This window comes from Aquirufa sp. A-Brett2-W8, from assembly GCF_054558755.1.
In genome coordinates this window covers 98288-120634 of sequence record NZ_JBPXKS010000009.1, presented here as the reverse complement: position 1 = coordinate 120634, position 22347 = coordinate 98288, and the positions used below count along the sequence as shown (strand labels likewise).

General features: G+C 42.6%; 18 protein-coding genes and 1 riboswitch. Of the genes, 7 read left to right on the top strand and 11 right to left on the bottom strand.

The window, feature by feature from the left end:
• Positions 1–32: 32 nt before the first annotated feature.
• Positions 33–1049 (top strand): PorP/SprF family type IX secretion system membrane protein, encoded by a 1017-nt coding sequence (locus ACST13_RS10200; RefSeq protein WP_459523095.1) that lies wholly within the window; start codon positions 33–35, stop codon positions 1047–1049.
• Positions 1050–1294: 245 nt separating this feature from the next.
• On the opposite strand, the gene infB is transcribed toward ACST13_RS10200, so the two are convergent.
• From infB to ACST13_RS10185, 3 genes are read right to left on the bottom strand one after another with little or no spacing between them, the layout of a single operon-like run.
• Positions 1295–4021: a translation initiation factor IF-2 gene (gene infB / locus ACST13_RS10195; RefSeq protein ID WP_459523094.1), complete on the bottom strand. Its 2727-nt coding sequence runs from the start codon at positions 4019–4021 to the stop codon at positions 1295–1297.
• Positions 4022–4062: 41 nt separating this feature from the next.
• Positions 4063–5310: a transcription termination factor NusA gene (gene nusA / locus ACST13_RS10190; protein ID WP_459523093.1), complete on the bottom strand. Its 1248-nt coding sequence runs from the start codon at positions 5308–5310 to the stop codon at positions 4063–4065.
• Positions 5311–5327: 17 nt separating this feature from the next.
• The gene (locus tag ACST13_RS10185) at positions 5328–5807 is read right to left on the bottom strand and encodes a ribosome maturation factor RimP (protein WP_459523092.1); all 480 of its coding nucleotides are present in this window, start codon (positions 5805–5807) and stop codon (positions 5328–5330) included.
• Positions 5808–6001: 194 nt separating this feature from the next.
• Here ACST13_RS10185 and ACST13_RS10180 point away from each other — a divergent pair, with 194 nt between their 5' ends.
• Positions 6002–6517, top strand: a complete 516-nt coding sequence (locus ACST13_RS10180; protein WP_459523091.1) for a DUF4833 domain-containing protein — start codon at positions 6002–6004, stop codon at positions 6515–6517.
• Positions 6518–6591: 74 nt separating this feature from the next.
• Here the strand turns inward: ACST13_RS10180 and ACST13_RS10175 are convergent, their stop codons facing one another.
• A complete protein-coding gene (locus ACST13_RS10175; protein WP_459523090.1) occupies positions 6592–8700 on the bottom strand; it encodes a TonB-dependent receptor plug domain-containing protein in 2109 nt (702 codons plus the stop codon).
• A gap of 76 nt (positions 8701–8776) precedes the next feature.
• Positions 8777–8969, bottom strand: a riboswitch (cobalamin riboswitch).
• Between the two features lie 80 nt (positions 8970–9049).
• Between ACST13_RS10175 and ACST13_RS10170 the strand changes: the two genes are divergently transcribed.
• The 3 genes from ACST13_RS10170 to ACST13_RS10160 are packed head-to-tail and all read left to right on the top strand — an operon-like array spanning position 9050 to position 10935.
• Positions 9050–9619: a DNA-3-methyladenine glycosylase I gene (locus ACST13_RS10170; RefSeq protein ID WP_459523089.1), complete on the top strand. Its 570-nt coding sequence runs from the start codon at positions 9050–9052 to the stop codon at positions 9617–9619.
• Complete coding sequence (locus ACST13_RS10165; RefSeq protein WP_459523088.1) at positions 9620–10393, top strand: polyprenol monophosphomannose synthase; 774 nt, start codon at positions 9620–9622, stop codon at positions 10391–10393. It begins immediately after the preceding gene.
• A gap of 2 nt (positions 10394–10395) precedes the next feature.
• Positions 10396–10935, top strand: a complete 540-nt coding sequence (locus ACST13_RS10160) for a CopD family protein (protein ID WP_459523087.1) — start codon at positions 10396–10398, stop codon at positions 10933–10935.
• Position 10936: 1 nt separating this feature from the next.
• Here the strand turns inward: ACST13_RS10160 and smpB are convergent, their stop codons facing one another.
• From smpB to ACST13_RS10140, 4 genes are all read right to left on the bottom strand, one after another.
• On the bottom strand, positions 10937–11398 hold the full coding sequence (gene smpB / locus ACST13_RS10155; protein ID WP_459523086.1) for an SsrA-binding protein SmpB: 462 nt from the start codon (positions 11396–11398) through the stop codon (positions 10937–10939).
• A gap of 57 nt (positions 11399–11455) precedes the next feature.
• Positions 11456–12052: an OmpH/Skp family outer membrane protein gene (locus tag ACST13_RS10150; RefSeq protein ID WP_459523085.1), complete on the bottom strand. Its 597-nt coding sequence runs from the start codon at positions 12050–12052 to the stop codon at positions 11456–11458.
• A 69-nt stretch (positions 12053–12121) separates the two neighbouring features.
• Positions 12122–12463, bottom strand: coding sequence for a hypothetical protein (locus ACST13_RS10145; protein ID WP_459523084.1), 342 nt, complete (start codon positions 12461–12463; stop codon positions 12122–12124).
• A 4-nt stretch (positions 12464–12467) separates the two neighbouring features.
• On the bottom strand, positions 12468–14903 hold the full coding sequence (locus ACST13_RS10140; protein WP_459523083.1) for a penicillin acylase family protein: 2436 nt from the start codon (positions 14901–14903) through the stop codon (positions 12468–12470).
• Between the two features lie 110 nt (positions 14904–15013).
• On the opposite strand from ACST13_RS10140, the gene ACST13_RS10135 reads away from it, so the two are divergent.
• A complete protein-coding gene (locus tag ACST13_RS10135) occupies positions 15014–15949 on the top strand; it encodes a N(4)-(beta-N-acetylglucosaminyl)-L-asparaginase (protein ID WP_459523082.1) in 936 nt (311 codons plus the stop codon).
• Between the two features lie 5 nt (positions 15950–15954).
• Complete coding sequence (locus tag ACST13_RS10130) at positions 15955–17757, top strand: glycosyltransferase (RefSeq protein ID WP_459523081.1); 1803 nt, start codon at positions 15955–15957, stop codon at positions 17755–17757.
• A 2-nt stretch (positions 17758–17759) separates the two neighbouring features.
• Here the strand turns inward: ACST13_RS10130 and ACST13_RS10125 are convergent, their stop codons facing one another.
• From ACST13_RS10125 to xylA, 3 genes are read right to left on the bottom strand one after another with little or no spacing between them, the layout of a single operon-like run.
• Positions 17760–18419 carry a DNA alkylation repair protein gene (locus ACST13_RS10125; protein ID WP_459523080.1) on the bottom strand — a complete coding sequence of 220 codons (660 nt, stop codon included), beginning with the start codon at positions 18417–18419 and terminating at the stop codon, positions 17760–17762.
• A complete protein-coding gene (locus ACST13_RS10120; protein ID WP_459523079.1) occupies positions 18416–20917 on the bottom strand; it encodes a glycosyl hydrolase in 2502 nt (833 codons plus the stop codon). Before ACST13_RS10120 ends, ACST13_RS10125 begins: the two co-directional genes overlap by 4 nt.
• Before the next feature lie 18 nt (positions 20918–20935).
• On the bottom strand, positions 20936–22264 hold the full coding sequence (xylA, locus tag ACST13_RS10115) for a xylose isomerase (protein ID WP_459523078.1): 1329 nt from the start codon (positions 22262–22264) through the stop codon (positions 20936–20938).
• Positions 22265–22347: the final 83 nt, after the last annotated feature.

The following is a 22347-nucleotide window of genomic DNA, read 5'->3' as shown; positions in this document are numbered from 1 at the left end:
TATTGAGGCGTATGAATGTAAATTGCCTAGCTATGAGGATACATTTTTGCCTTTTATCCTGTTTATTTATATTACTGAGTGCACTCTCGCTCTCAGCACAGGATCCGCAATTATCCCAAAACCTAGCCAACCCCTTACTCAACTCCCCCGCATTCGCCGGTCTTCAAGATCAGAATAAGGTTTACCTCACCCACCGCAACCAATGGCCAAACCAATCCGCCAATTACCAATATTCTGCCACCGGCCTTGAAATCAGTTTAGGCAAAATTAATAGTGGAATCGGAATCATTCTTTCGTCTGATAAGCAATTTTCCGCCCTACAAACGACGGCTTTAAGTCTACAGTATGCCTACCATGCTAATTTGAATGAAAAAACATTGCTCTCCATGGGCATTCAAGGTTCAGGCGTTTTTCGCAGCCTGGATTACAGTTATTTAACCTATGGCGACCAATTAGGTTCTTTTTTAGTGAATGGTACGCTGGGAAGTACGTTCGATCCACTCGCCACTCAATTTTTGAATCGTAACAGCTATGTAGATCTTTCTGCCGGATTGCTTTTAAACCATTCCAATTACTGGATAGGCGCCTCGGTTCATCACTTGAATCGGCCTAATCAATCCCTCATTCGTTCCAGTGATGATTTAATTGCACCTAAATATGCGCTGATGGCAGGATTAAGCCTTCCAATCTCTGAAGGAAAAAGCATCAAACCAGCACTTTACATTAAAAATCAAGGTGCCTTTAGTCAAATAGACCTCGGAACCTACCTGCAACTAGATCCCTTAGTTCTTGGTTTTTGGTACCGTGGACTACCCGTAAATAAAATTTCCTCGGAAGCCACTTCGAATAGAGAATCGCTGATAGGATTAATTGGAATTCAAAATAATCGCTATTCCTTCGGCTATTCCTATGATTTTACGGTTTCTGGACTAGGTATTGGTTCTGGAGGCGCACACGAATTGAGTTTTTCGTATGTCTTAAATTGGGATTTTGGCCAAAGAAAATCCTTCCAACGCTACCGCCAAAGCTTCGCGTGTCCGAAGTTTTAGTTACAAAAATGGGGAGCACATTGCTCCCCATTTTTGTAACAGTAACTAGTAGACAGTAGACAGTAGTCAGTGGACAGTTAAAACGGATTCACGTAGGGAATACATTCATAAATGTTTTTTACTATTCTTATAAATACAAAAAAGGGAGCAAATGCTCCCTTTTTTAACTTATTTTTCAGTTAGATACTGAAATGAGATTTCAAATCGTAGAAAATATGCCGTAGGCCATTTTCTGATTTGAGAGATTATTTCAGTGTTCTCTTCACTTCTTTCATTTCGTAACACTCAAGCATATCGCCTACTTCTAGGTCATTGAAGTTTTTGACAGATAGACCACATTCGTAGCCAAATTTCACTTCTGCCACATCATCTTTGAAACGTTTTAGGGCTGAAATTTCACCTTCATGTACGACAACGAAGTCGCGGATGACACGAATTTTATTAGCTCGTTTAACCGTACCATCTAATACGTAGCAACCTGCTACTGTACCGATTTTGGTAATCTTAAACACGTCACGAATTTCGATGTTCGATGTAATCACCTCTTCGAATGAAGGAGCTAATAGACCTTCCATCGCTGCCTTAATTTCATCAATCGCTTGGTAGATGATGGAATAATTACGAATTTCGATTTGTTCGGTCTCCGCTAAACGGCGTGCGTTTTGTGAAGGACGAACCTGGAATGCGATGATAACGGCATCAGACGTAGACGCTAAAGCCACATCGGACTCAGAAACCTGTCCTACTCCTCTATGAATGATACGTACTTGAACCTCTTCCGTAGATAACTTCATCAAGGAATCCGAAAGTGCCTCTACCGAGCCATCCACGTCACCCTTGACGATTACATTCAATTCACGGAAAGTACCGATAGCCTTACGACGACCGATTTCTTCCAAAGTAATGTGCTTACGAGTACGTAAGGTTTGCTCACGAAGGATTTGCTCTCTTTTGTTCGCAATCTCACGCGCCTCACGCTCATTTTCTAAGCAAAGTAATTTATCACCCGCTTGTGGAGCTCCGTTCAAACCTAACACCTGAACTGGTGTAGATGGACCTGCTTTTTTGATTTTGTTACCGTGGTGGTCAAACATCGCTTTCACACGACCATAATTATCACCCGCTAACATCATATCACCGACGTTTAATGTGCCCGCTTGAACTAGCAAGGTAGTTACATAACCACGTCCTTTATCTAATTCCGCTTCAATAACTGAACCAACGGCTTTCTTATTCGGATTAGCCATTAATTCAAGCATTTCTGCTTCTAATAATACTTTTTCTAACAACTCGTCTATACCCAAACCTGATTTAGACGAGATTTCTTGGCATTGGTATTTACCACCCCAATCCTCTACTAACATGTTCATGGTTGCTAACTCCTCCCGAACTTTGTCCGCATTCGCACCATCTTTATCTACCTTAGAGAAGGCAAAGACAATAGGAACACCGGCCACCATCGAGTGGTTAATCGCTTCCTTCGTTTGAGGCATGACAGAATCATCCGCCGCAATGACGATGATAACTATATCCGTTACTTTCGCACCACGCGCACGCATGGCCGTAAAGGCTTCGTGACCCGGTGTATCTAGGAAGGTTACTTTTTTGCCTGATTTCGTATCTACCGAATAAGCACCGATGTGTTGGGTGATACCACCCGCTTCACCTGCGGCTACTTTAGCTCTACGAATATAATCTAGTAAAGAGGTTTTACCATGATCGACGTGACCCATGATCGTAACGATCGGAGCACGAGGCAATAAATTTTCTGGAGTATCTGCTACTTCCACTTCGACTACATCGATTTCCTCCTCAGCAGATACGAAGTTCACCTCGAAACCAAATTCATCTGCGATCACCGTAATGGCTTCCGCATCTAAACGCTGGTTAATCGAAACGAACATCCCTAAGCTCATACAAGTGGAGATGACCTCATTAACCGAGACATCCATCAATGAAGCTAAATCCGATGCCGGAATAAATTCCGTCACCTTCAATACTTTTGCCTCATCGTCTTCCGCTATTAAACGAGCCTCCTCAGCTTCCGCACGACCTTTACGCTTCTCCCGACGCTTATCAGCTCCGAAACTTTGCTTATTAGTCGCACCTTGCAAGCGAGCCATGGTCGCCTTGATTTGCTCTTGAATATCTTTATCTGACAATTCTCCTTTAGGTGCTGGTTTAGCACCTGGAACTGGCTTTTTATTAAAATCTTTTTTATCACCAGGTCTAGCTTGTGCTCCAGTTTGAACTGTAGGAGCTGGCTTTTTCTCATCCTTGATGATACGCTTGCGCTTGTGTTTGGCATTATTACCACCGCGATCACCTGCAGCTGGTAAATCAATCTTACCTAAAACGGTTAGGCCTTTTAATGTTTCACCTCTGGCCTCAATTAACTGAATATCTACTTCTTCTACTACCGCAGGAGTTTCTACAACCACGACCGGCTTAGGCTCTTCCTTCACAGGAGCGGGCTTTTCAGCCACTGGCTCTGGCTTAGGTTCAGGAACAGCCGGTGCTGGTTCAGGAGCTTTCGCTGCCTTAGGAGCCACAGGATTTCCTTTTTTATCCAATTCGATTTTTCCCAAAACCTTCAATCCCATCGACTTCTCTTCAGCCGGAACTTCTTCCACCTTCGCAGGTTCGGACGGTGCTTTAGGAGCTTCCGCCACAGGAGCTGGTTTTTCAACCACTGGCTCTGGCGTAGGCTCAGGAGTAGGCGCAGCAGGAACTGGTGATGCAGCAATCGGCTCAGGAACAGGTGCAGGCTTAGGAGTCTCCACAGAGGCTTGTAAAATATGGTTCGCACCATATTCCTTTGCCAATAAAGTCAACTGCTCAAAGTTTAGTTTGGCGTTGGGGTTATTGTCAATTTTGTGACCTTGCGCAGAGAGAAACTGTAGGATCGTCGACGTTCCCACGTTTATTTGCTTTGCTACAAGACTCAACCGCATTGTTTTTTCTTCTGCCATAAAAATTTACCAAAAACTAAATTCTATTTTTTTAATATAAATTACTCAAACTCAGAACGTAAAACAGCTAAAATCTCATCGATCGTACCTTCTTCTAATTCTGTTCTGCGCTCTAACTCTTCTTTAGATAAGGCCAAAACTTGCTTAGCAGTATCTAAACCGATTTTATGAAGCTCCGCTAAAATCCAAGCTTCAATCTCGTTAGAGAATTCTGTCAATTCTACATCCTCATCATCTAGCTCATCTTTAGGTACATCACGGAATACATCGATTTCGTAACCTACTAACTTACCAGCTAGTTTAATGTTTTGACCTCCACGACCAATCGCCATAGAAACCTGATCTGAATTTAAATAAACCGAGATACGGCGACGCTCTTTATCAATCGCCATCGAATTCAATTTCGCTGGGCTTAACGTACGCGCTACTAATAACTCTAAATTATCCGTAAAATTAATCACGTCAATATTTTCGTTTTGCAATTCACGCACAATACCGTGAATACGAGAGCCCTTCATCCCCACACAAGCGCCTACCGGATCGATACGGTCATCAAATGACTCTACCGCTACTTTCGCACGCTCACCTGGTTCACGAACAATCTTACGAATCGTAATCGTTCCGTCGTAAATCTCTGGAATCTCTTGTTCGAACAAACGCTCTAGGAAAACAGGGGAAATACGAGACAAAATGATACGTGGTGTACCATTCGCCATTTCGACTTTATGGATAATCGCTTTGATAGTCTCGCCTTTCTTGAAACGATCTTTCGAAATCATCTCCGTCTTCGGTAATACTAATTCGTTATCCTCATTATCTAATAAGATTAATTCGCGGCCTAAGATTTGATACACCTCAGACGTAACTAATTCTCCTACTAAGTCTTTGTATTTTTCGTACAAACCTTCTTTTTCAATATCCTTGATCTTTTGGATCAACGTTTGACGAGCGGTTTGAACAACACGACGACCAAAATCCTCTAATTTTATCAACTCAGCCACCTCTTCACCGATTTCAAAATCGGGCTCGATTAACTTCGCTTCACTCAAAGGTATCTTGTCGAAATCCCAAATATCTTCGGAATTATCGTCTACGATCTCGCGGCTACGCCACATCTCTAAGTCGCCGCTTTCGGCGTTGATAATTACATTAAAATTCTCGTCGGCACCGAATTTCTTACGAATCATGGTGCGAAAAACCTCTTCCAAAACCGCGATCATCGTCGGCTTGTCAATATTTTTCTCCCGAGCAAAGTCTGAAAATGACGAAATTAATTCAACACTGTTCATTGCTATCTCTTCTTTGTTTATTGAAATGACACTTGTACTTTTATTTTATCTACATCAGCTAAAGGGAACCAAGTGGCCTCTTTTGCTATGATTTTTCTGTGTTTTACGGTTTTTTCCGTCAGGATTTCCACCGCATCATCTGTATGAGAAACTAAGGTTCCTTCTACGTTTTCTGGGTCTTTATTTTTCATCCAAACCTTCACCTTCCGGCCTGTATTCTTCTGAAATTGCCAGCCTTGACTTAAAGGAAAGTCTAAACCTGGCGAAGACACTTCTAAATTATACGCTTCCTCGATCAACACATTCTCCTCAATGAAATGAGCTAATTTGCGACTCATTAAGGCACATTGATCGATGGTTACTCCCTCTAGGGTATCCACTAGAATCGTAATTAAGGTTCTTTTAGCTCCTGGTGTAAATGAAAAATCGACTAACAACAAAGGGCCTTCGCCTATGTATTCTAGTGTCCAATCTTTCAGTTTACTCGATAAATCCATTTTAATCAGGGTTCCTTTAGGGCTATTAAAACAAAAAGAGGGATCAAAACCCCTCTTCTTTTCCTTAAATTCTTCACAAAGATACGCATAAATTTAAAAAAAACAAGATGAGGGCGCATTATAGAATGACTGAGCTAAATCAGATTGCGTTTTTTTTCGTTAATTGCGACGCAAAATGACAAAACCTAGCCCACTTGAAATTAGCGTCACTCCTTCTTTTGATTTCATTGCATTGCTTTGCAGGCGATCGCCTACCTGTGCCGCCTGAATCACCTATTCGACTATTTTTTATCCAACGAAGTACGAACATTAACGTGGCAGTGTATGATGCGAATTTGATGGGCGGAAAATTAAATCCAAAAGACCCGGTAAAAACCTATTGGTATAAATTCAACGAAAAACCACCGATTGAAGAATTAACAGCTATTCAAAGAACGCTAGCCTACGGTTTATATACCTCAGCCATCGCAGGCACTATAAATACCTACGAAGGACATTTTTTAGCCTACAGAAAACGCAAATTTATAGTAAAGCAAGATCCAACCGGAAACCCCATTGCACTATTTCAGATTAATGGTAAAATGCAGATTTTGAAACGGGTGTATGTCAAAGTTGATGAAACTAAATTTCTGACCACGGTGGACTACATTGAGCTTTTTGGCAAAGATCCGGTGACGGGCAGAGATGTGTATGAAAAATTCAAGCCATAAAGTAGAATAGAGATTAGAGAGTATAGAGAAGAGATAAAAATCTAATCTCTACTCTATAATCTATACTCTCTACTCTAAAAATTTCCCATAAGGGAAATTTGTCCGTTCCTCGGCTGCCCACTATACCCCGTAATCTCCGTAATTTCTTGATTCAGCGCATTTTTTAACATGGCTGAAATCGTCCATTTTTGATTGATTTGGTATTTTAGAGATACATCTGTCCAAAGATAAGCCTCCATCGGATTGGCCTTTACAGAATAACTGGATTCGTCGTAGAAGTAATCCGTTCTTTGGCCTACATACTGATTAGAAAAGCCTAATGACCACTTTTTAGACAGATTAGCTCTCAAATTCAGGTTCCAGCCATTCGCAGGTCGACGAATTAAGGAGGAATAAGTGGAATCGCGATCGATCATCTCCCCTTTTAGGTAGGTATAATTGAAATCGGCTTGAAATTTTTTGGACTGAAAACTAATCTCAAATTCAATTCCCTGCGTTTTTTGTTGTGTCACATTTTGGTATTTACCATAAGGTTCGACATCAATCGATTGAAATACTATACCCTGATTAACCTCGTTTTGAAAAGAAACTACACGCATTTTCCAGGATTTAATCTGTTTTTCAAATCCAAATTCGATCGTTTTACCTTGCTCCGGCTGCAAATCGAGATTGCCGTAAGGAGAGGCTAACTGGTAAATAGATGGGGTTTTGAAACTCGTATAATAATTCCCAAAAAGCTTCGCCGTCTGCGAAATAGCCCAGTAAGGGTTCAAATTATAGGTGAAATAATTTCCAAAAGTCGATTGCGCATTCCATCTCGCTCCTAGCTCATAGCCAAATTTCCCCCAGCTCTGCTGAAATGTAGCATAGGTTCCCATAATCTGTTGGGACTTTTGCTTTTCTGTTAAATCAGGGGACGAATAAGGTCCATAGTCACTGATGGAAAGGTCGGACTGTTCCGTTTTTTGGCGTCTATATTCAGAACCAACTAAAAGAGTACCATTCTCTTTCACCGGAATCTTTAAGAATACCTCGAGACCTTGATTCAATCCTGCATAAGTCGAGAGACTATATTTCGACCAGGCATTCGCCGCAATATTGGAGGAATCATTCAAAAATTCGCGGTGAATCAAATCCTGAAAAGCGCGAACCGTCCAATTTTTGACCTGGTATTGCGCCCTGAAAGAATGACTAGAAGCCTTAGAAGTATAATCACGATCATCGACAAATGGTCCATTATCTAAGTTTCCTTGATATAATTGGGTGGCATACGAAAAATCAACATAACCGTATTTCCCAAAATCGTGACCCCACTTGCCTCCCCAATTTTGTTGCTTAAATCCATCAGCCTCCGCCTTTCCTTGCGCAATTTTAGCGGAGGAAAAGCCATCTGTAGCCGAATTTTGGACCTGAATTTGAAGTCTATTATTGCCTTTCATTGTGGACCAAGAAATTTGCTCTTGATGTGTGCCTAAGCCTCCACCCTGAAGTAAAACTTGTACTCCTTTGGCATTTTTCTTAGTGACTAAATTGATGACAGCCACCATCGCATCAGAACCATACAAGGTCGATTGACCACCTTTTAAGATCTCAATTCGTTCAATAGTAGCTAAATTAATGAGGTTCCAATCCATGACCGACGTGATGTTAGACGGATCATTTACAGGAAATCCATCAATTAAAAGTAGCACGTGACCCGTATTCGCCCCCCGAACATAAATTTCCTGGTTTGTACCCGGCGCGCTGCGCGCGCCTACAACCGCGACACCTACACTTTGCTGGAGTAATTCTCCTAGACTTTTCCCCAGATTGGCCTGGATCATTTCGGCCGAAATGACCGAAACTACTTTCCCTGAGCGTGCCAATTTCTCCGGGTATTTAGGCGCGGAGATGGTGACCTCGGCGAGCGTGGAATCCCTTTCGAGAGTAGAGAGAGGAGATTGTAGAGTAGAGATAAGAGAGTATAGAGAGGAGATTTTTCCCTGACTACTGTTTACTGTATACTGACCACTGTCAAATGGTGAATGGTAAATGGTAAATGGTTCCTCCGGACTCTTTCCCTCCGGACTACTGTCTACTGTATACTGACTACTGTCTACTTTATACTGACTACTGTCTACTGTATACTGACTACTAGCGACTGCTGCAAAGCAGCAACTCGCTAAAAATACTAGCTTTAACATGTTTTTTTGCCCTTTCAGGCCTGTGAAATAAAAAGGTAATCGAACGCTCGACCTCGGATTATCCTCCGTAACGCAAGGTCAAGAATAGTAAAAGGCAGGTCTCCTGACTCATTTCCCTTGCTTTTCGGCCTTCCCAGCGACGCCAGTGACCCTAGATTGAAAAGCTTTTTGAAAATTTACAGTTGCGGGGACAGTTTCGGATTTACACCAAATTCCCTATTAATCAACGCCGTTCGAAGCGGCGCAGAACCTTTCGCTGAGACAAAGGTAACTCTATTTCTATTTTATCAATTTGTTGGGCCAAAGATTCGAAATATATTCTCCTATTTTGTAAAAAGAAACCCGAATAATGGACACAAAAATACGCTGCCGCTGGTGTGGTTCAGACGAATTATACCAAACCTACCACGACCTAGAATGGGGAATTCCCGAACACCGAGATGAAGCGCTTTTTGAGCTCCTCATCCTGGAAGGCTTCCAAGCAGGCCTCTCCTGGATCACTATTTTGAAGCGACGCGAAGCCTTCAGAGAAGCCTTTGCGCAATTCGACTATCATGTCCTTTCAAACTGGACCAATACTCAACTCGAAGCCCAAATGCAAAACGAGCAAATCATCCGAAATCGCTTAAAAATCAGCTCCGTTTGCACGAATGCTTTGGCTTTTATTAAAATTCAGGAAAAATTTGGTAGCTTTAACCAATATATTTGGGAGTTTGTGGGCCATGCGCCTATCCTAAACAAGTTTGCCCATCATGGAGAATTACCCGCTAGTACAGAAATTTCTGAATTACTGAGCAAATCTCTGAAGAAGAATGGTTTCCGATTTGTCGGACCTACCATTTGTTATGCCTTGATGCAAGCGGCTGGATTAGTAAACGATCACACAACCGAATGCTTTCGCCATCCTAACAATAGCTAAATGAACAAAAGGATAGTCATTATCCCCACTTTCAATGAGATTGAAAACATCGAAGCCATCCTGCAAAAGGTATTGAGCTTGGATCCGATTTTCGATGTCTTGATCGTAGATGATGGTTCTCCGGATGGGACAGCTCAGAAAGTAAAAGAGATCCAAAAACAAAATGCAGGTCGCGTCCATTTGCTAGAGAGAAAAGGCAAATTAGGATTAGGAACTGCCTATATTGAAGGATTTCACATCGCATTAGACAAGGGATACGATTTCATTTTTGAGATGGATGCGGACTTTTCCCATAATCCAGATGATTTAGTTCGACTTTATAAAGCTTGTGCTACACAGGCCGAATTAAAATCGGAAAACTTGCCGGCTGAAGATGCTGGAAACGGCGATATGTCTATCGGATCTCGTTATATCAATGGCGTCAACGTGGTCAATTGGCCTATGAGTCGCGTATTGATGTCCTATTTTGCTGGATTTTATGTGCGCTTTGTGACGGGAATAAAAGTGCAAGACGCGACAGCAGGATTTGTCTGCTACCGAAGAAATACGTTAAAAACGTTGCCTTTGGACCAAATAAAGTTCATCGGTTATGCCTTCCAAGTGGAGATGAAATTTACTGCCTGGAAATATGGTTTCAAGCTAGTTGAAGTTCCTATTATCTTCACGGACCGCACCAAAGGAACGAGTAAGATGTCTGCGAATATCTTTAAGGAAGCGATTTTTGGGGTGATTCAAATGAAAATTAATAGTTTGTTCAAGCGTTACCAAGCCTAAACATGAGCTATACGGTCTTAAAAGCACTTCATATCATATTCGTTGTCAGCTGGTTTGCAGGCTTGTTTTACTTGCCCCGTTTACTGGTTTATCAGGTAGAAGCTCAGGAGAAACAAGAACCAGAAAAAAGCATTCTATCGAAGCAATTTGAAAAGATGCAAAAATTGCTTTTCAATGCAATCATGATTCCTGCCATGTTCTTGACTTGGATCACGGGTTTGGGTCTTATTTATGTTGCTTGGTTAAGCAGCTTCGGAACACAAGGATGGTTGCACTTAAAATTAGCCTTTGTGGTAGCGATAACGATTTATCATTTTGTTTGCAGGCATTTGATTCTGCAATTCAGAAAAGGAAATTTTATTCTTTCAGGCATTCAATTGCGTTTGTTCAATGAAATTGCGACCATCTTATTAGTCGCGGTGGTCTTTTTAGTGGTGGCTAAAAATACCTTAGACTGGATGTATGGTTTGGGTGGTTTTGTGATTTTTGCCATTGTGATTATGGCGGCGGTGACGATCGTGAAAAAAATCCGCACGAAGTAAATTAGGACATAGAACGGTCCATATCGCGCTTTACATCTTTCTCTTTAATATCATCCCGTTTATCAAAGGTCTTCTTACCCTTAGCAAGAGCTATATTTAGCTTTGCATAGCCTTTGTCAGAAATAAATAATCGGGTGGGAATAATCGTCAAACCTACGTTCTTGAGTTCCTTTTGTAATTTCCCTAGCTCGCGTTTTGAAAGAAGTAGTTTCCGATCACGTAGAGGTTCGTGGTTATAGTGAGTTCCCTCTTCGTAGGCGGATATGTGCATATTGCGGACAAAGAGTTCGTCCTGAAAAAAGACACAATACCCATCTGTTAGATTGGCTTTCCCTTGGCGTATCGATTTGATTTCCGTACCCATTAATACCAAGCCCGCCGTAAAAGTATCAATGAATGTATATTCAAAGGATGCCCTGCGGTTCTTAATTTCAATAGTTTTTTGGATTTTCTCTTTTGCCATGACAATAAAAAAAGCCACACAGCTACAAACTGCGTGGCTAAATTTAGCTATTTGCTATTATTTATCTTCCTTTTGATCGCCTTTTGTTGCAGCGTACCCTTTGTTCAAGCCTTCAATTAATTTTTGAGTTACATCCACTGAAGCATCGGCAAATAAAATTCCGCCACCCACTTTAGAATAACCTAACACAAATTCATATTTGTTAGCCTTATTAGTTTTCGAGATGTAGTCACGAATGTTGTTGTACAACTCTTCGTTCTTCTTTGCTTGCTCTTGACCTAATTCAGCTTGCTTTTGTTGAGAATATTGTTGCAATTCAGCACCTTTTTTCTTCAAAGTCATGTCAGCAGCTTGCAACTCAGCTTGAGTCATAGCAGACGCACGTTGTTGAATCGCTTGTAATTCAGCTTGAAGAGATTGCTCTTTTTGACCTAAATCAACCTGCAAACGGTAGCCCTTATTTTCAAACTCTTTTTGAGCGTCTTTGTAAAACTGGTAATTCGTTAATAACGAATCCGAATTTACGAAAACGATACGCTTTCCATCTGCGGTAGAGGCACCTAAGCTCGTTGATCCAGTAGAGGAATTTTGGTAAAATAAAAAGGCAATTGCGATGGTTAAAACGCCCAACCAAGCATAAGGTAAATTTTTCACGTGTATTAATTTTGTTAATTGGATAGACGGCAAATATACAAGGTCTGTATCGTTTGTCCTAAAAAATTATTATTTCTGTCTTAATCTGGCCCCGGCCCAAGTCCAAATGCCACTAAATAAGCCTCCTAACACTCCAGTCAGGATAAATAAAGCGAACACATTCCCCTTCAAAGGAAATACTTGTGCCATTCGGCCAGGAAGTGTACTTGGATGTTGTAAGTCAAGCCATAAGGCAGAAATCACCCATAACAAGAATCCAGCGATGAATCCAGTCAAAAAACTAGACTTCAATGGCATATTCAAAGCAAAGGCGATCAAACCAAAAGCCACCCCCATCGCATACCAAGGCAAATAAATTCCCACCAAGGCTCCAACAACTACTAATATCAAACTATAGATTAATTTATTCATGAGCTTATTTAGATAAAGTGATTTTCTTGCGTAAACGATTCGACTTCTCATCTGGGCTGGCTAAATACAAGAGAGGTTTAAGCTCCCCTTTGGCCCATGTATCAATCAAATCATCGTAATGACTACTTCCCGGATTCCCCGATTGTCCACCAGGATAAACGCCATAAGCCTTCGGTTTGCCTTCTTTCGAAAGTTCGACGATTAAACGCCAAGATGGTCCTGTCTTCGTTGTAGTCGCATTCACGATGGTTCCACCCCCACCGATCGGGATATTCAGGCGAGACAAGGCATCCATACCCGGAATCAAGTGACGAACCCCAGTTTGTTTAATTTTATACCAAGCCCACTCAGGTCCCTGCGGACCATGATGTTTGACTAAAGAATCCACATTCGCTTGTAAGGATTTCATCACAATATCAGACATCGACTCTTTCTTAGGCGTCTTCACATCATCCCACCAGCGTGCGGCTGGTTCTGATTTAATCAACTGAATCGTACGATCCATTGCTGGACGATTCATTGGCACCTTTTCATCCGCTGAGAATTCATCATCCCAAAGACTAGCCTGCAAACTTATTACCCAATTTTCAAATATAGTCGCTCCTACAGACTCAGGACTATTGACTAAATTCCAGGATTTCAAAGCAGCTAAGGCTTTCGATTGAGCCGCGTTTGGCGATTTCACCTGAGCGAAAAGTAGAGGCAATAATTCGCGGGCACGGATGTTGACGTTATCATTTTGAAGACCTCGTAAGGAATCCATCGTAATTTTCTCCATTACCGCCAAACGCTCATTTATGCGACGCCCACGCTCAGCAGGAGCATATTGCCAACCTAAATAATACGGATAAGACGGATCCACCGAGAATTGATTCGCCGAACTCACGAAGCCGCGTTCGGGATTTTTCACATGGGGATTATGCGCCTGAGGAATAAATCCTTGCCAATCAGCCGCTGCATCCGTTCCATCTAATAAATACTTCCCTTGCAGTTTTGACTTTAATGGAAACTTGCCGTTTACCCATAAAGCGATATCGCCTTCGTTACTAGCAAATACAAAGTTTTGAGCGGGAGCAGAATAAAACGATAAGGCCTTTTTGTAGTCCTCGTAATTTTTCGCCCGATTTAATTGATAGAAAGTCGTTAGCTCCTGCGATTTTTCATGGGCAATCCAACGCAAAGCATGTCCCACCGGAATGTTCGAACGAAAGGCCTTTTCATGTGATAAATAAACGACAGGTCCGTGGTGTGTGAAGAGGATGGTATCGACCATGTCTTTCTTCCCTTTGATTTGAAACTTTTCGATGCGCATCGTCGTTTTCTTCCATTTCCCATCGTGCCAATACTCCTGTTTCGATGCATCTTTGAACTTCACTTGGTACCAATCCAAAACATCCGAACCTACGTTCGTTACACCCCACGCCACATCTTTATTAAATCCAATGATCACGTTAGGGGTTCCAGGCATGGTAGAACCATATACGTTCACGCCAGGTGCTACTAATTGCATTTGGTACCAAATAGAGGGCAATGACAAGGTCAAGTGCGGATCATTCGCTAAAATAGGTAAGCCAGAAACCGTCTTATTACCTGATACTGCCCAGTTATTAGAACCAATGTTTGGATCCTTTTCAGGTGTTGTCATCGAACTACCTAAACCGGTGAAGTCGGCAGCTGCTGCTGGAATAGGGACGGGTTTAAAATCTACTGGAGAACCTACCGGAATAATCGGGCTTTCTTGGAACGGATAGTTCGGAAAAAGATCCTCTGCTACCTCGCGGCCATATTTACGTAAGACGTTAGTCATCTTTAAATCATCTGTACCAGAGGCTAAAACGAAGGACATATTCTTTAAGAATAAAGCACTTTTAATAGGTGTCCACGTTTCTGGTTTATAATCCAATAATTTATATTCCAGCGGAAGCTGGCGGTCAGATAAAGAGGAAATATAGGCATTCACCCCATCTGAATAGGCCTGCAAAGCCGTATTCGCAGCAGGATCCTCTTTCATTCCCTCGAAGGATTTTTCGGCACCATATACCGAACCCATTCTACGTTGGAATTGATCGGAAGCTAATCCTTTCTCCCCTACAATTTCAGAAATACGACCGCCCGCAAAATGCGTTTGGAATTCCATTTGCCATAAACGGTCTTTGGCCGTTAAATAACCTTGCGCTAAAAAAAGATCATGGTCATCCTGAGCGAAAACGTGAGGAACGCCCATTTCGTCATACACAACCTGAACGGGTTGATGCAATCCTGCAATTTGTAAAGTTTCTTCTGTGGGTTCGCCTGATTCAGGGCTTTCGGCGTTCATCCAAAAGCCATGGAATGGACTAAATAATTTACCTAAAGGAGGCACAGTTCCCCAACTTTGGTTCATCGCATAAGTCAAAAAGAGGGCGATGGCCAAAGGAAAAGCAGATTTGATGATTTTCATTGATGAATAAAAGATAGATAAATGAAATATCCGAAGATTTTTTTCTATTTTAGAAAGACAATTTTACAAAATTGTTGCTTGACCCCCAAATAAATTATCTTTAAAGCTATATGAAAAGACGCACCTTCCTTCAAACATCCACTCTATTGGGCGCAGGCCTAAGTGCTTCCGCTAAAACGGTCGCCTCCGAACCCCTCATAATTGCCACTTGGAAAAATGAAAAAGCGACCATCGCAGGTTGGAATAAAATGATGGAAACAGGCAAGGCGCTAGATGGCGTCGAAGCTGGTGCTCGAATTCCAGAAGCGGACCCTAACGATACTTCCGTAGGCTATGGCGGATATCCAGATCGGGATGGTCATGTTACCTTAGATGCTTGCATTATGGATCATTTAGGCAATGCAGGTTCTGTGACATTCCTAGAGGGGATCATGCATCCTATTTCTGTGGCAAGAGCGGTGATGGAGAAGACTCCACACGTGATGCTTTCGGGGGCTGGTGCTTTGAAATTTGCCTTAGCTCAAGGATTCAAAACTGAAAACCTGTTAACCCAGAGTTCGAAAAAGGCGTGGGAAGAGTGGAAAAAGGAATCGAAATATGAACCGGTCATTAATATTGAACGTCATGACACGATCGGATTATTAGGCATAGGAAAGTCCGGAGAAATTGCTGGGGCCTGTACGACGAGTGGTTTGGCCTTTAAGATGCACGGCCGGGTGGGCGACTCCCCTATCATAGGTGGCGCTGTGTTTTGTGATGATGAAGTAGGTGGTGCTTGTGCCACAGGATTAGGGGAATTTGTGATGAAGACCTTGGGCTCTTTCTTAATTGTCGAATTAATGAGACAGGGCATGTCTCCTCAAAAAGCCTGTGAGGAAGCCGTGATGCGGATTGTAAAACGCTATAAATACAAGGAATTTCAAATAGGCTATTTGGCCCTCAATAAAAAAGGAGAATACGGCGCATATGCCATCCAAAAAGGATTTAATTACACCATTACTAAAAACGGGAAAACGCAAGTGATTGAAAGCGCGTCCTACATGTAATTTTTATGGCAGCAGAGAAGAAAAAATATTTATTTGAGATTGCCTGGGAAACCTGTAATCAAGTAGGTGGAATTTATACCGTTATCCGAACGAAAGTGCCGTCCATGGTCGAAAAATGGGGAGATGATTACGCCTTAATTGGGCCCTATTTTACCCAAACCGCGGCCGCTGAATTTGAGCCCATTACCGTGACGGATGAAACTCCGTTAGAGAGGGCGATCTTGAATCTGCGCAAAGCGGGCTTAGGGGTACATTATGGGTATTGGCTGATTACCGGCAAACCTAAAATCGTACTTTTTGAACTGGAAACGTTGATGGCGGAGGTAGATGTGATTAAAGGTAAGATTTGGGAAAACCACAAGATTTCCACTTTAGGCGTAGAAGATTTAGTGAACCAAACGATTGTTTTTGGGGAGATGATCCGCCTATTGCTAACTGAGGTCGCGGAAGAAAATAAGAACAAGACGCATATCGTGGCGCATTTCCACGAGTGGATGGCGTCGACTGGCTTACCGGATCTTAAGAAGGACAAGGTCAAAATTGCGACTGTTTTCACAACCCACGCTACGATGCTCGGTCGTTATTTAGCGGGTAATGTGCCTAATTTCTATGAGGTCATCGAGAACTTTGACTGGTATAAAGAGGCTAAACATTATGGCATAGAGGCGCAGGCTTGTTTCGAGAGAGCAGCCGCCCAAAAAGCAGATGTACTAACCACGGTCAGCGATATTACAGCCAAGGAATGCCAGTATTTCTTAGGCCGAATTCCGGAATTAATCCTTCCGAATGGTCTGAATATTCAGCGTTTTGCTGCCTTGCACGAACACCAGAATCTTCACACAAAATACAAACAGAGTATTTCGAACTTCGTAATGGGGCACTTCTTCCAAAGCCAGCCCTTTGACCTAGAGCAAACCTTATACTTATTTACTTCCGGTCGTTTTGAATATTCGAATAAAGGATACGATATTACCTTGGATGCTTTGGCAATTTTAAATCGCAAGATGAAAGAGGCGGGGTCTAAAAAAACGGTGGTGATGTTTTTTGTAACGAAGCAGCCCTACCATTCGATCGATCCAGAAGTCTTGCACTCCCGTGCAGTTTTGGATGAGATTCGAGAAAATTGCTATGCAATTGAGAAAAAAGTGGGCGAACTTTTATTCAATGCCTCCGCTTCTTCCAGCGATTTACAAATGCCTGACTTAAATGCCTTTGTCGATGAATATTGGCGGATGCGCTTGCGGAGAACGGTGCAAACTTGGAAAACGAAGGCTCGGCCAAAAGTCGTGACGCACTTATTAAAACAAGAGGATGATATCATTCGGAATTTGCATCGGACGAATCTGTTGAATAATCCAGAGGATAAGGTCAAAGTTGTTTACCACCCAGATTTTATTGTTTCGACGAATCCGCTTTTTGGACTAGATTATGGCCAATTTGTACGGGGTTGCCACTTAGGTGTCTTCCCTAGTTATTACGAACCTTGGGGCTATACGCCTTTAGAATGTATGGCGCGCGGGGTGCCTACGGTGACGTCGGATCTTTCTGGTTTTGGCGATTATATGATGCAGATTATGCGCGATTACGAACAATGGGGCGTAAGCGTGGTGAATCGCAAGACGCAGACCTACCAAGAATCGGCGGAACAATTAGCGAATCTATTGTTCAAATTTGTGCAGCAAACGCAACGTGATCGCATCACGCAGCGTAACCGGGTGGAGAGTATCGCAGACACCTTCGACTGGTCGAACCTGCGTTCCTATTACGATACGGCGCACGAACTAGCAATCATCAAAAAGAAAAGGTAAAATTATACATGCTTCAGGGCCTCGCGTTTACTCAGCGGGGCTAAAGCATTGTTTGCCACAAATTCACGTACCCAATCCGGGTCTGTTCTAGCGTATTGGCGCAGTGCCCAGCCGATCGCTTTTTGAATAAAAAATTCCTTCGAAGAACTCAATGCCTGAATATTTTTGGCCAGCAAAACGACATCCGTTTTGTCCTTGTAGCTTAAAGAGAAAACGAGGCAAAATCGTTGCAACCAAAAATTTCCTGAATTCATCCAACGCTGAATCCACACGTCGCGCTCTGCGGGGAATTGTAAGAAATAGGGTCCTAGAATCTGTGGAGCTAAAAAATCGACCACATCCCACCAAGATTCATCCCCTACCCATTGTTCAAACAAAGCAGGTAAACGAGTATCCCAAGATTTCTTAGCCTGTTTCACATATTCCATAGCTACATACTGAAACTCACGTTCCGGCATGGCAAAAAGCTCCGATGAAATATCAAACCAATCCTGACTCGAACCGTGGAGTTTACACAGGTGTTTAAAAACCTCCTGACGCTCTGGCTTATTCACCCCTAGAAACGGGTATTTATCGCGCATATACTTGCGCATCTTAAAGGCATTGTCAGCATCTGCTAAATCACGCAGGGCTTCAGTTATTGCTTTAACGAAGGGCTTCATCGATTCGTAAAATAGATTTTACCCTGCATTCCTCCTTCTTCTATTGCCCACTTCGAGGCATCAAATGGCTTGTACCGAATGTCCACAAAATTGATCTCATAAAAATTCTTCCACACCACCCCTTGTTGATCCATCTTCCGGATTCGATTCGCGGAATTCGAAACCACCTCAATCTCGACTTGATTTTGCTCTTGTAAAAGTCCAGCTGGAATGGCGATTTGGAAAGGAAGCGACCAAATCATCCCGATGTCTTTGCCATTAATTCGAACTTTAGCCATATCGCGCAATTCTGCTAAATGAAGTAATTTTGCGTTCGCTATTTGATCTGCTGATAAGCCTATATCAAAGGTGTACCGGGCTGATGGCGCGTCGGCTTGGGTCGTGTCTATTAACGTATAATAGCTGAAATCAGGTAAGGAAACTGACTTTGAACCTACACGCACTTGCAGGTTCTTAGGTTCGATATCTGTTTTGATTTTAACGGCTGCCGGTACCGGCGCTGATGGAATTTTTGCAATTGGCTGAATGATGACGCTTTGGCCAGGTGCTAAGGAAAGCCATGCGTCAGATCCTTTTTTACCATAGCTTCTTGTATCTGTCAATGGATCCCAAATCTCGTAATTACCAGTCAACTTCTTTAAAGAAATCGCACCCTCCGAAAATTGAGATTGTAAATTAGTTACAAAATAAGCCGCGCCAGCCGGCGTCTTCTTCCGAATAAAAGAAAGTCCTTTACTTGCCATGGGTTCTACTGAAACGCCCAAACGAGCGAGTTGATCCGCCGGATCTGAAAGTACACGCATTAATAAGGCGCTTCGAGCATTCTCCCACCGTTCTTTGGCCTCCTTCGTCTGACTAAACGTATTCAAATGCAAAGGCAAATGCTCTAAAAAATACACTGGATAACCCTGTTTCACCCATTTCGCCAGGAGCTCTAAGGTCTCCACCGACATATAATGCGCCGCCGGAATTAACAAGACTTTGTAATTTCCACCGCTTCGCGTTTTAAATGTTTTCCCCGGCTGAATAACCATATCTGACAACAAATCATCCGAAATATAATCGACCGAAAATCCCTTGTCCTGTAATAATCCGGCCCATTTTCCGAATGACGTATTTATCAGCCATTCCCGACTATTCGCGTGCAATTCAAGCGTATGCAATTTTGTGGATCCATTATTTGCATGCCAAACATCTTCCATCGGAAAATACAAAAGCGCATCGCTATCTGTCCGATTCGCTTGCAACATCGTCTGCACATTTTCGATGTATTTATTCAACGCAGGCATTGCCTCCCAAAAATGGCTTTGGGGATTAAAGTTCGTGCTCGCATAAAACAGCCAGCCCGGCCAAGCGATTTCTGGTGGAGAATAGGTGACTCCATGAAAGAATACGTGATTCACCCCTCCCACAAAAACCTGATCTACCACCGGTTTTACTTGAGCGATAGACACCTTAAAATGATTCCCTAACCAAGTGGCCGTTTCAGCAGCAACTAATTTCTTTCCGGTCAGGTTAGCGGCAGAACTCGCTAATTTCAAGGCCCGAATATCTGGAATCCCAAAAGTCGTAGAATCATAGTCTGGATCCACGCGATACCCGGGTATGTCAAAGGGTTTAGAACCAAAGAACTCGGCCTCCGGAATATCCGCCGCTGCATAAATATCTAACAAATTCCCCGGTGAACCGTGGGCTTGATTGCGCGATGTGAAGCCCATCGAATTAACCCAATGATCAAATGGCAACACAAAATTACGCTGCAATAAGGTGAACATGGTGCGATGGTAATCCGCAAAAATTTGATTTTCCTCTTCTGATTCCGCCTTTTTCTTCGAGAGTACATCAAAATGCTTTCGCAGATCATAGCCGTTCAATCGCTGAAATGCGGGAAATAATTCAGGCGTATAATTAGAACCATAAGCCTCATAAGAATCATTGTAAATGGCACGCAGCGGGGAATGTGCTTTCTTTAAAAGAGGCACAAAATTATTACTGTATTTTGCAAAAGCCTTCATGTCGAAATGGTCGAGCACGAGCCCTTCTCCGCCAGGTGCGGCGCGTTTAACTTTTTGGCCGGTTAACCCTGTCGTGAATACACCATCGACAAATTGGTATTTTTTTGCTGCCTCCTTCTCTGTAATGGAAGGACCGCCTTGTGGCCAGCCCGTCCCCATGGTCATGTCGATGCCCAGCCCTAAACGCTTGGCTTCTTTTAGGGTATAAAAGAATTTAGCTTGCCAGTCGGGACTTAAATAATTTTGGAATAAGGCTTCTGCCCCTTTTGCCCCGTAGATGGGAACGATGTGAAGGCCGCCAAAACCTGCTTTTTTAAAATTCTCTAAATTATACGTTATTCCCTTTTCTGTTACCGCACTCCCCGGCCACCACCAATAAGCCCAGGGTTTAGCGGTAGAAAAAACAGCAGGATCATCGGATGACCCTGCTGTCGCTATCAATCTAGAGGTAAATAACAGAAGGAATAAAAAGAATCTTTTCATACCTCGAATTACGTATTTTTAAACAAAACGGCCTAACAAATTCTCCAAGTATTCTTGCTTACCAGAGATCTGCGCAGGCTCCCCTACTTCGACCGCAATTTTATATAAATCTTCTAATTTCAATTTTCCAGCGGTATAATCAGCTCCTTTACCGGAGTTGAAAGTAGCATAACGCTCCGCTTTCAAACGATCCATTTCACCATGTTTCGACATTTTCTCTGCGATCAATAAAGAACGAGCGATGGTATCCATTCCGCCGATATGCGAATAGAATAAATCAGCCATATCAGTCGAATTACGACGACGTTTCGCATCAAAGTTAATTCCACCACCAGCTAATCCACCTTGCTTTAAAATAATGGCCATTGCCTCCGCCCATTCGTAAATGTCCGTCGGGAACTGATCTGTATCCCAACCATTTTGGGTATCACCACGATTCGCATCAATCGACGCGAGCATTCCTGCATCAGACGCCACTTGGCACTCATGCGCAAACGTATGTCCAGCTAAAGTGGCATGATTAACTTCTAGGTTTAGGCCAAATTCCGACAATAAATCAAACTCGCGTAAGAAACCAATCACCGTAGCCGCATCATAATCGTACTGGTGCTTGGTAGGCTCACAAGGCTTAGGTTCGATGAAGAATTTACCTTTGAAACCATTACGACGTGCATATTCTACACAAGTATGTAACATGCGAGCGAAATTTTCGCGCTCTAATTTCATATTCGTATTCAACAAGCTCATATAACCTTCGCGACCTCCCCAGAACACATAACCGCCTCCTCCTAAAGTAATTGTCGCATCGATAGCGCCTTTTAATTGAGCACCTGCGTGAGCAACTACCTCAAAATTAGGATTCGTAGACGCACCGTTCATGTAGCGTTCGTTCGAGAACAAGTTGGCTGTTCCCCACAAAAGTTTCACACCGCTTTCGGCTTGTTTTTTGGCAAAAATATCCGTGATAAATTTCACCCGATCTCCAAATTCCTTCGGATCATTATGCCCATCAATCGCATCTACATCGTGGAAGCAATAATAAGGAGCTCCTATTTTAGTAATGAATTCAAATGCCGCATCTGCTTTATCAGCTGCACGCTGACGTGCATCACTAGCGACATTCCAAGGATAATGTTGCGTTCCAGGACCAAAAGGATCCGATCCGTCACCGCAAAAAGAATGCCAATAGGCAATCGCAAAGCGAAGGTGCTCCTTCATGCTTTTCCCAGCAACGATACGATTCTCGTCGTAATAACGAAACGCTAATGGATTGTCTGATTCTGCACCTTCAAATTTGATTTGACCGATGCCTTTGAAATATTCTTTTTGACCAATGATTACACTCATGATATAGTATGGTAACAGATTTTAATTTAAAACCCTCAAAACTACATAATCATCCCATCATATACAAATAAATTTTAGCACAG

Coding starts and splice junctions, on each gene's coding strand:
- ACST13_RS10200 (WP_459523095.1), top strand. CDS start 33: ATGAGGATACATTTTTGCCTTTTATCCTGTTTATTTATATTACTGAGT.
- infB (WP_459523094.1), bottom strand. CDS start 4,021: ATGGCAGAAGAAAAAACAATGCGGTTGAGTCTTGTAGCAAAGCAAATA.
- nusA (WP_459523093.1), bottom strand. CDS start 5,310: ATGAACAGTGTTGAATTAATTTCGTCATTTTCAGACTTTGCTCGGGAG.
- ACST13_RS10185 (WP_459523092.1), bottom strand. CDS start 5,807: ATGGATTTATCGAGTAAACTGAAAGATTGGACACTAGAATACATAGGC.
- ACST13_RS10175 (WP_459523090.1), bottom strand. CDS start 8,700: ATGTTAAAGCTAGTATTTTTAGCGAGTTGCTGCTTTGCAGCAGTCGCT.
- ACST13_RS10170 (WP_459523089.1), top strand. CDS start 9,050: ATGGACACAAAAATACGCTGCCGCTGGTGTGGTTCAGACGAATTATAC.
- ACST13_RS10165 (WP_459523088.1), top strand. CDS start 9,620: ATGAACAAAAGGATAGTCATTATCCCCACTTTCAATGAGATTGAAAAC.
- ACST13_RS10160 (WP_459523087.1), top strand. CDS start 10,396: ATGAGCTATACGGTCTTAAAAGCACTTCATATCATATTCGTTGTCAGC.
- smpB (WP_459523086.1), bottom strand. CDS start 11,398: ATGGCAAAAGAGAAAATCCAAAAAACTATTGAAATTAAGAACCGCAGG.
- ACST13_RS10145 (WP_459523084.1), bottom strand. CDS start 12,463: ATGAATAAATTAATCTATAGTTTGATATTAGTAGTTGTTGGAGCCTTG.
- ACST13_RS10140 (WP_459523083.1), bottom strand. CDS start 14,903: ATGAAAATCATCAAATCTGCTTTTCCTTTGGCCATCGCCCTCTTTTTG.
- ACST13_RS10135 (WP_459523082.1), top strand. CDS start 15,014: ATGAAAAGACGCACCTTCCTTCAAACATCCACTCTATTGGGCGCAGGC.
- ACST13_RS10130 (WP_459523081.1), top strand. CDS start 15,955: ATGGCAGCAGAGAAGAAAAAATATTTATTTGAGATTGCCTGGGAAACC.
- ACST13_RS10125 (WP_459523080.1), bottom strand. CDS start 18,419: ATGAAGCCCTTCGTTAAAGCAATAACTGAAGCCCTGCGTGATTTAGCA.
- ACST13_RS10120 (WP_459523079.1), bottom strand. CDS start 20,917: ATGAAAAGATTCTTTTTATTCCTTCTGTTATTTACCTCTAGATTGATA.
- xylA (WP_459523078.1), bottom strand. CDS start 22,264: ATGAGTGTAATCATTGGTCAAAAAGAATATTTCAAAGGCATCGGTCAA.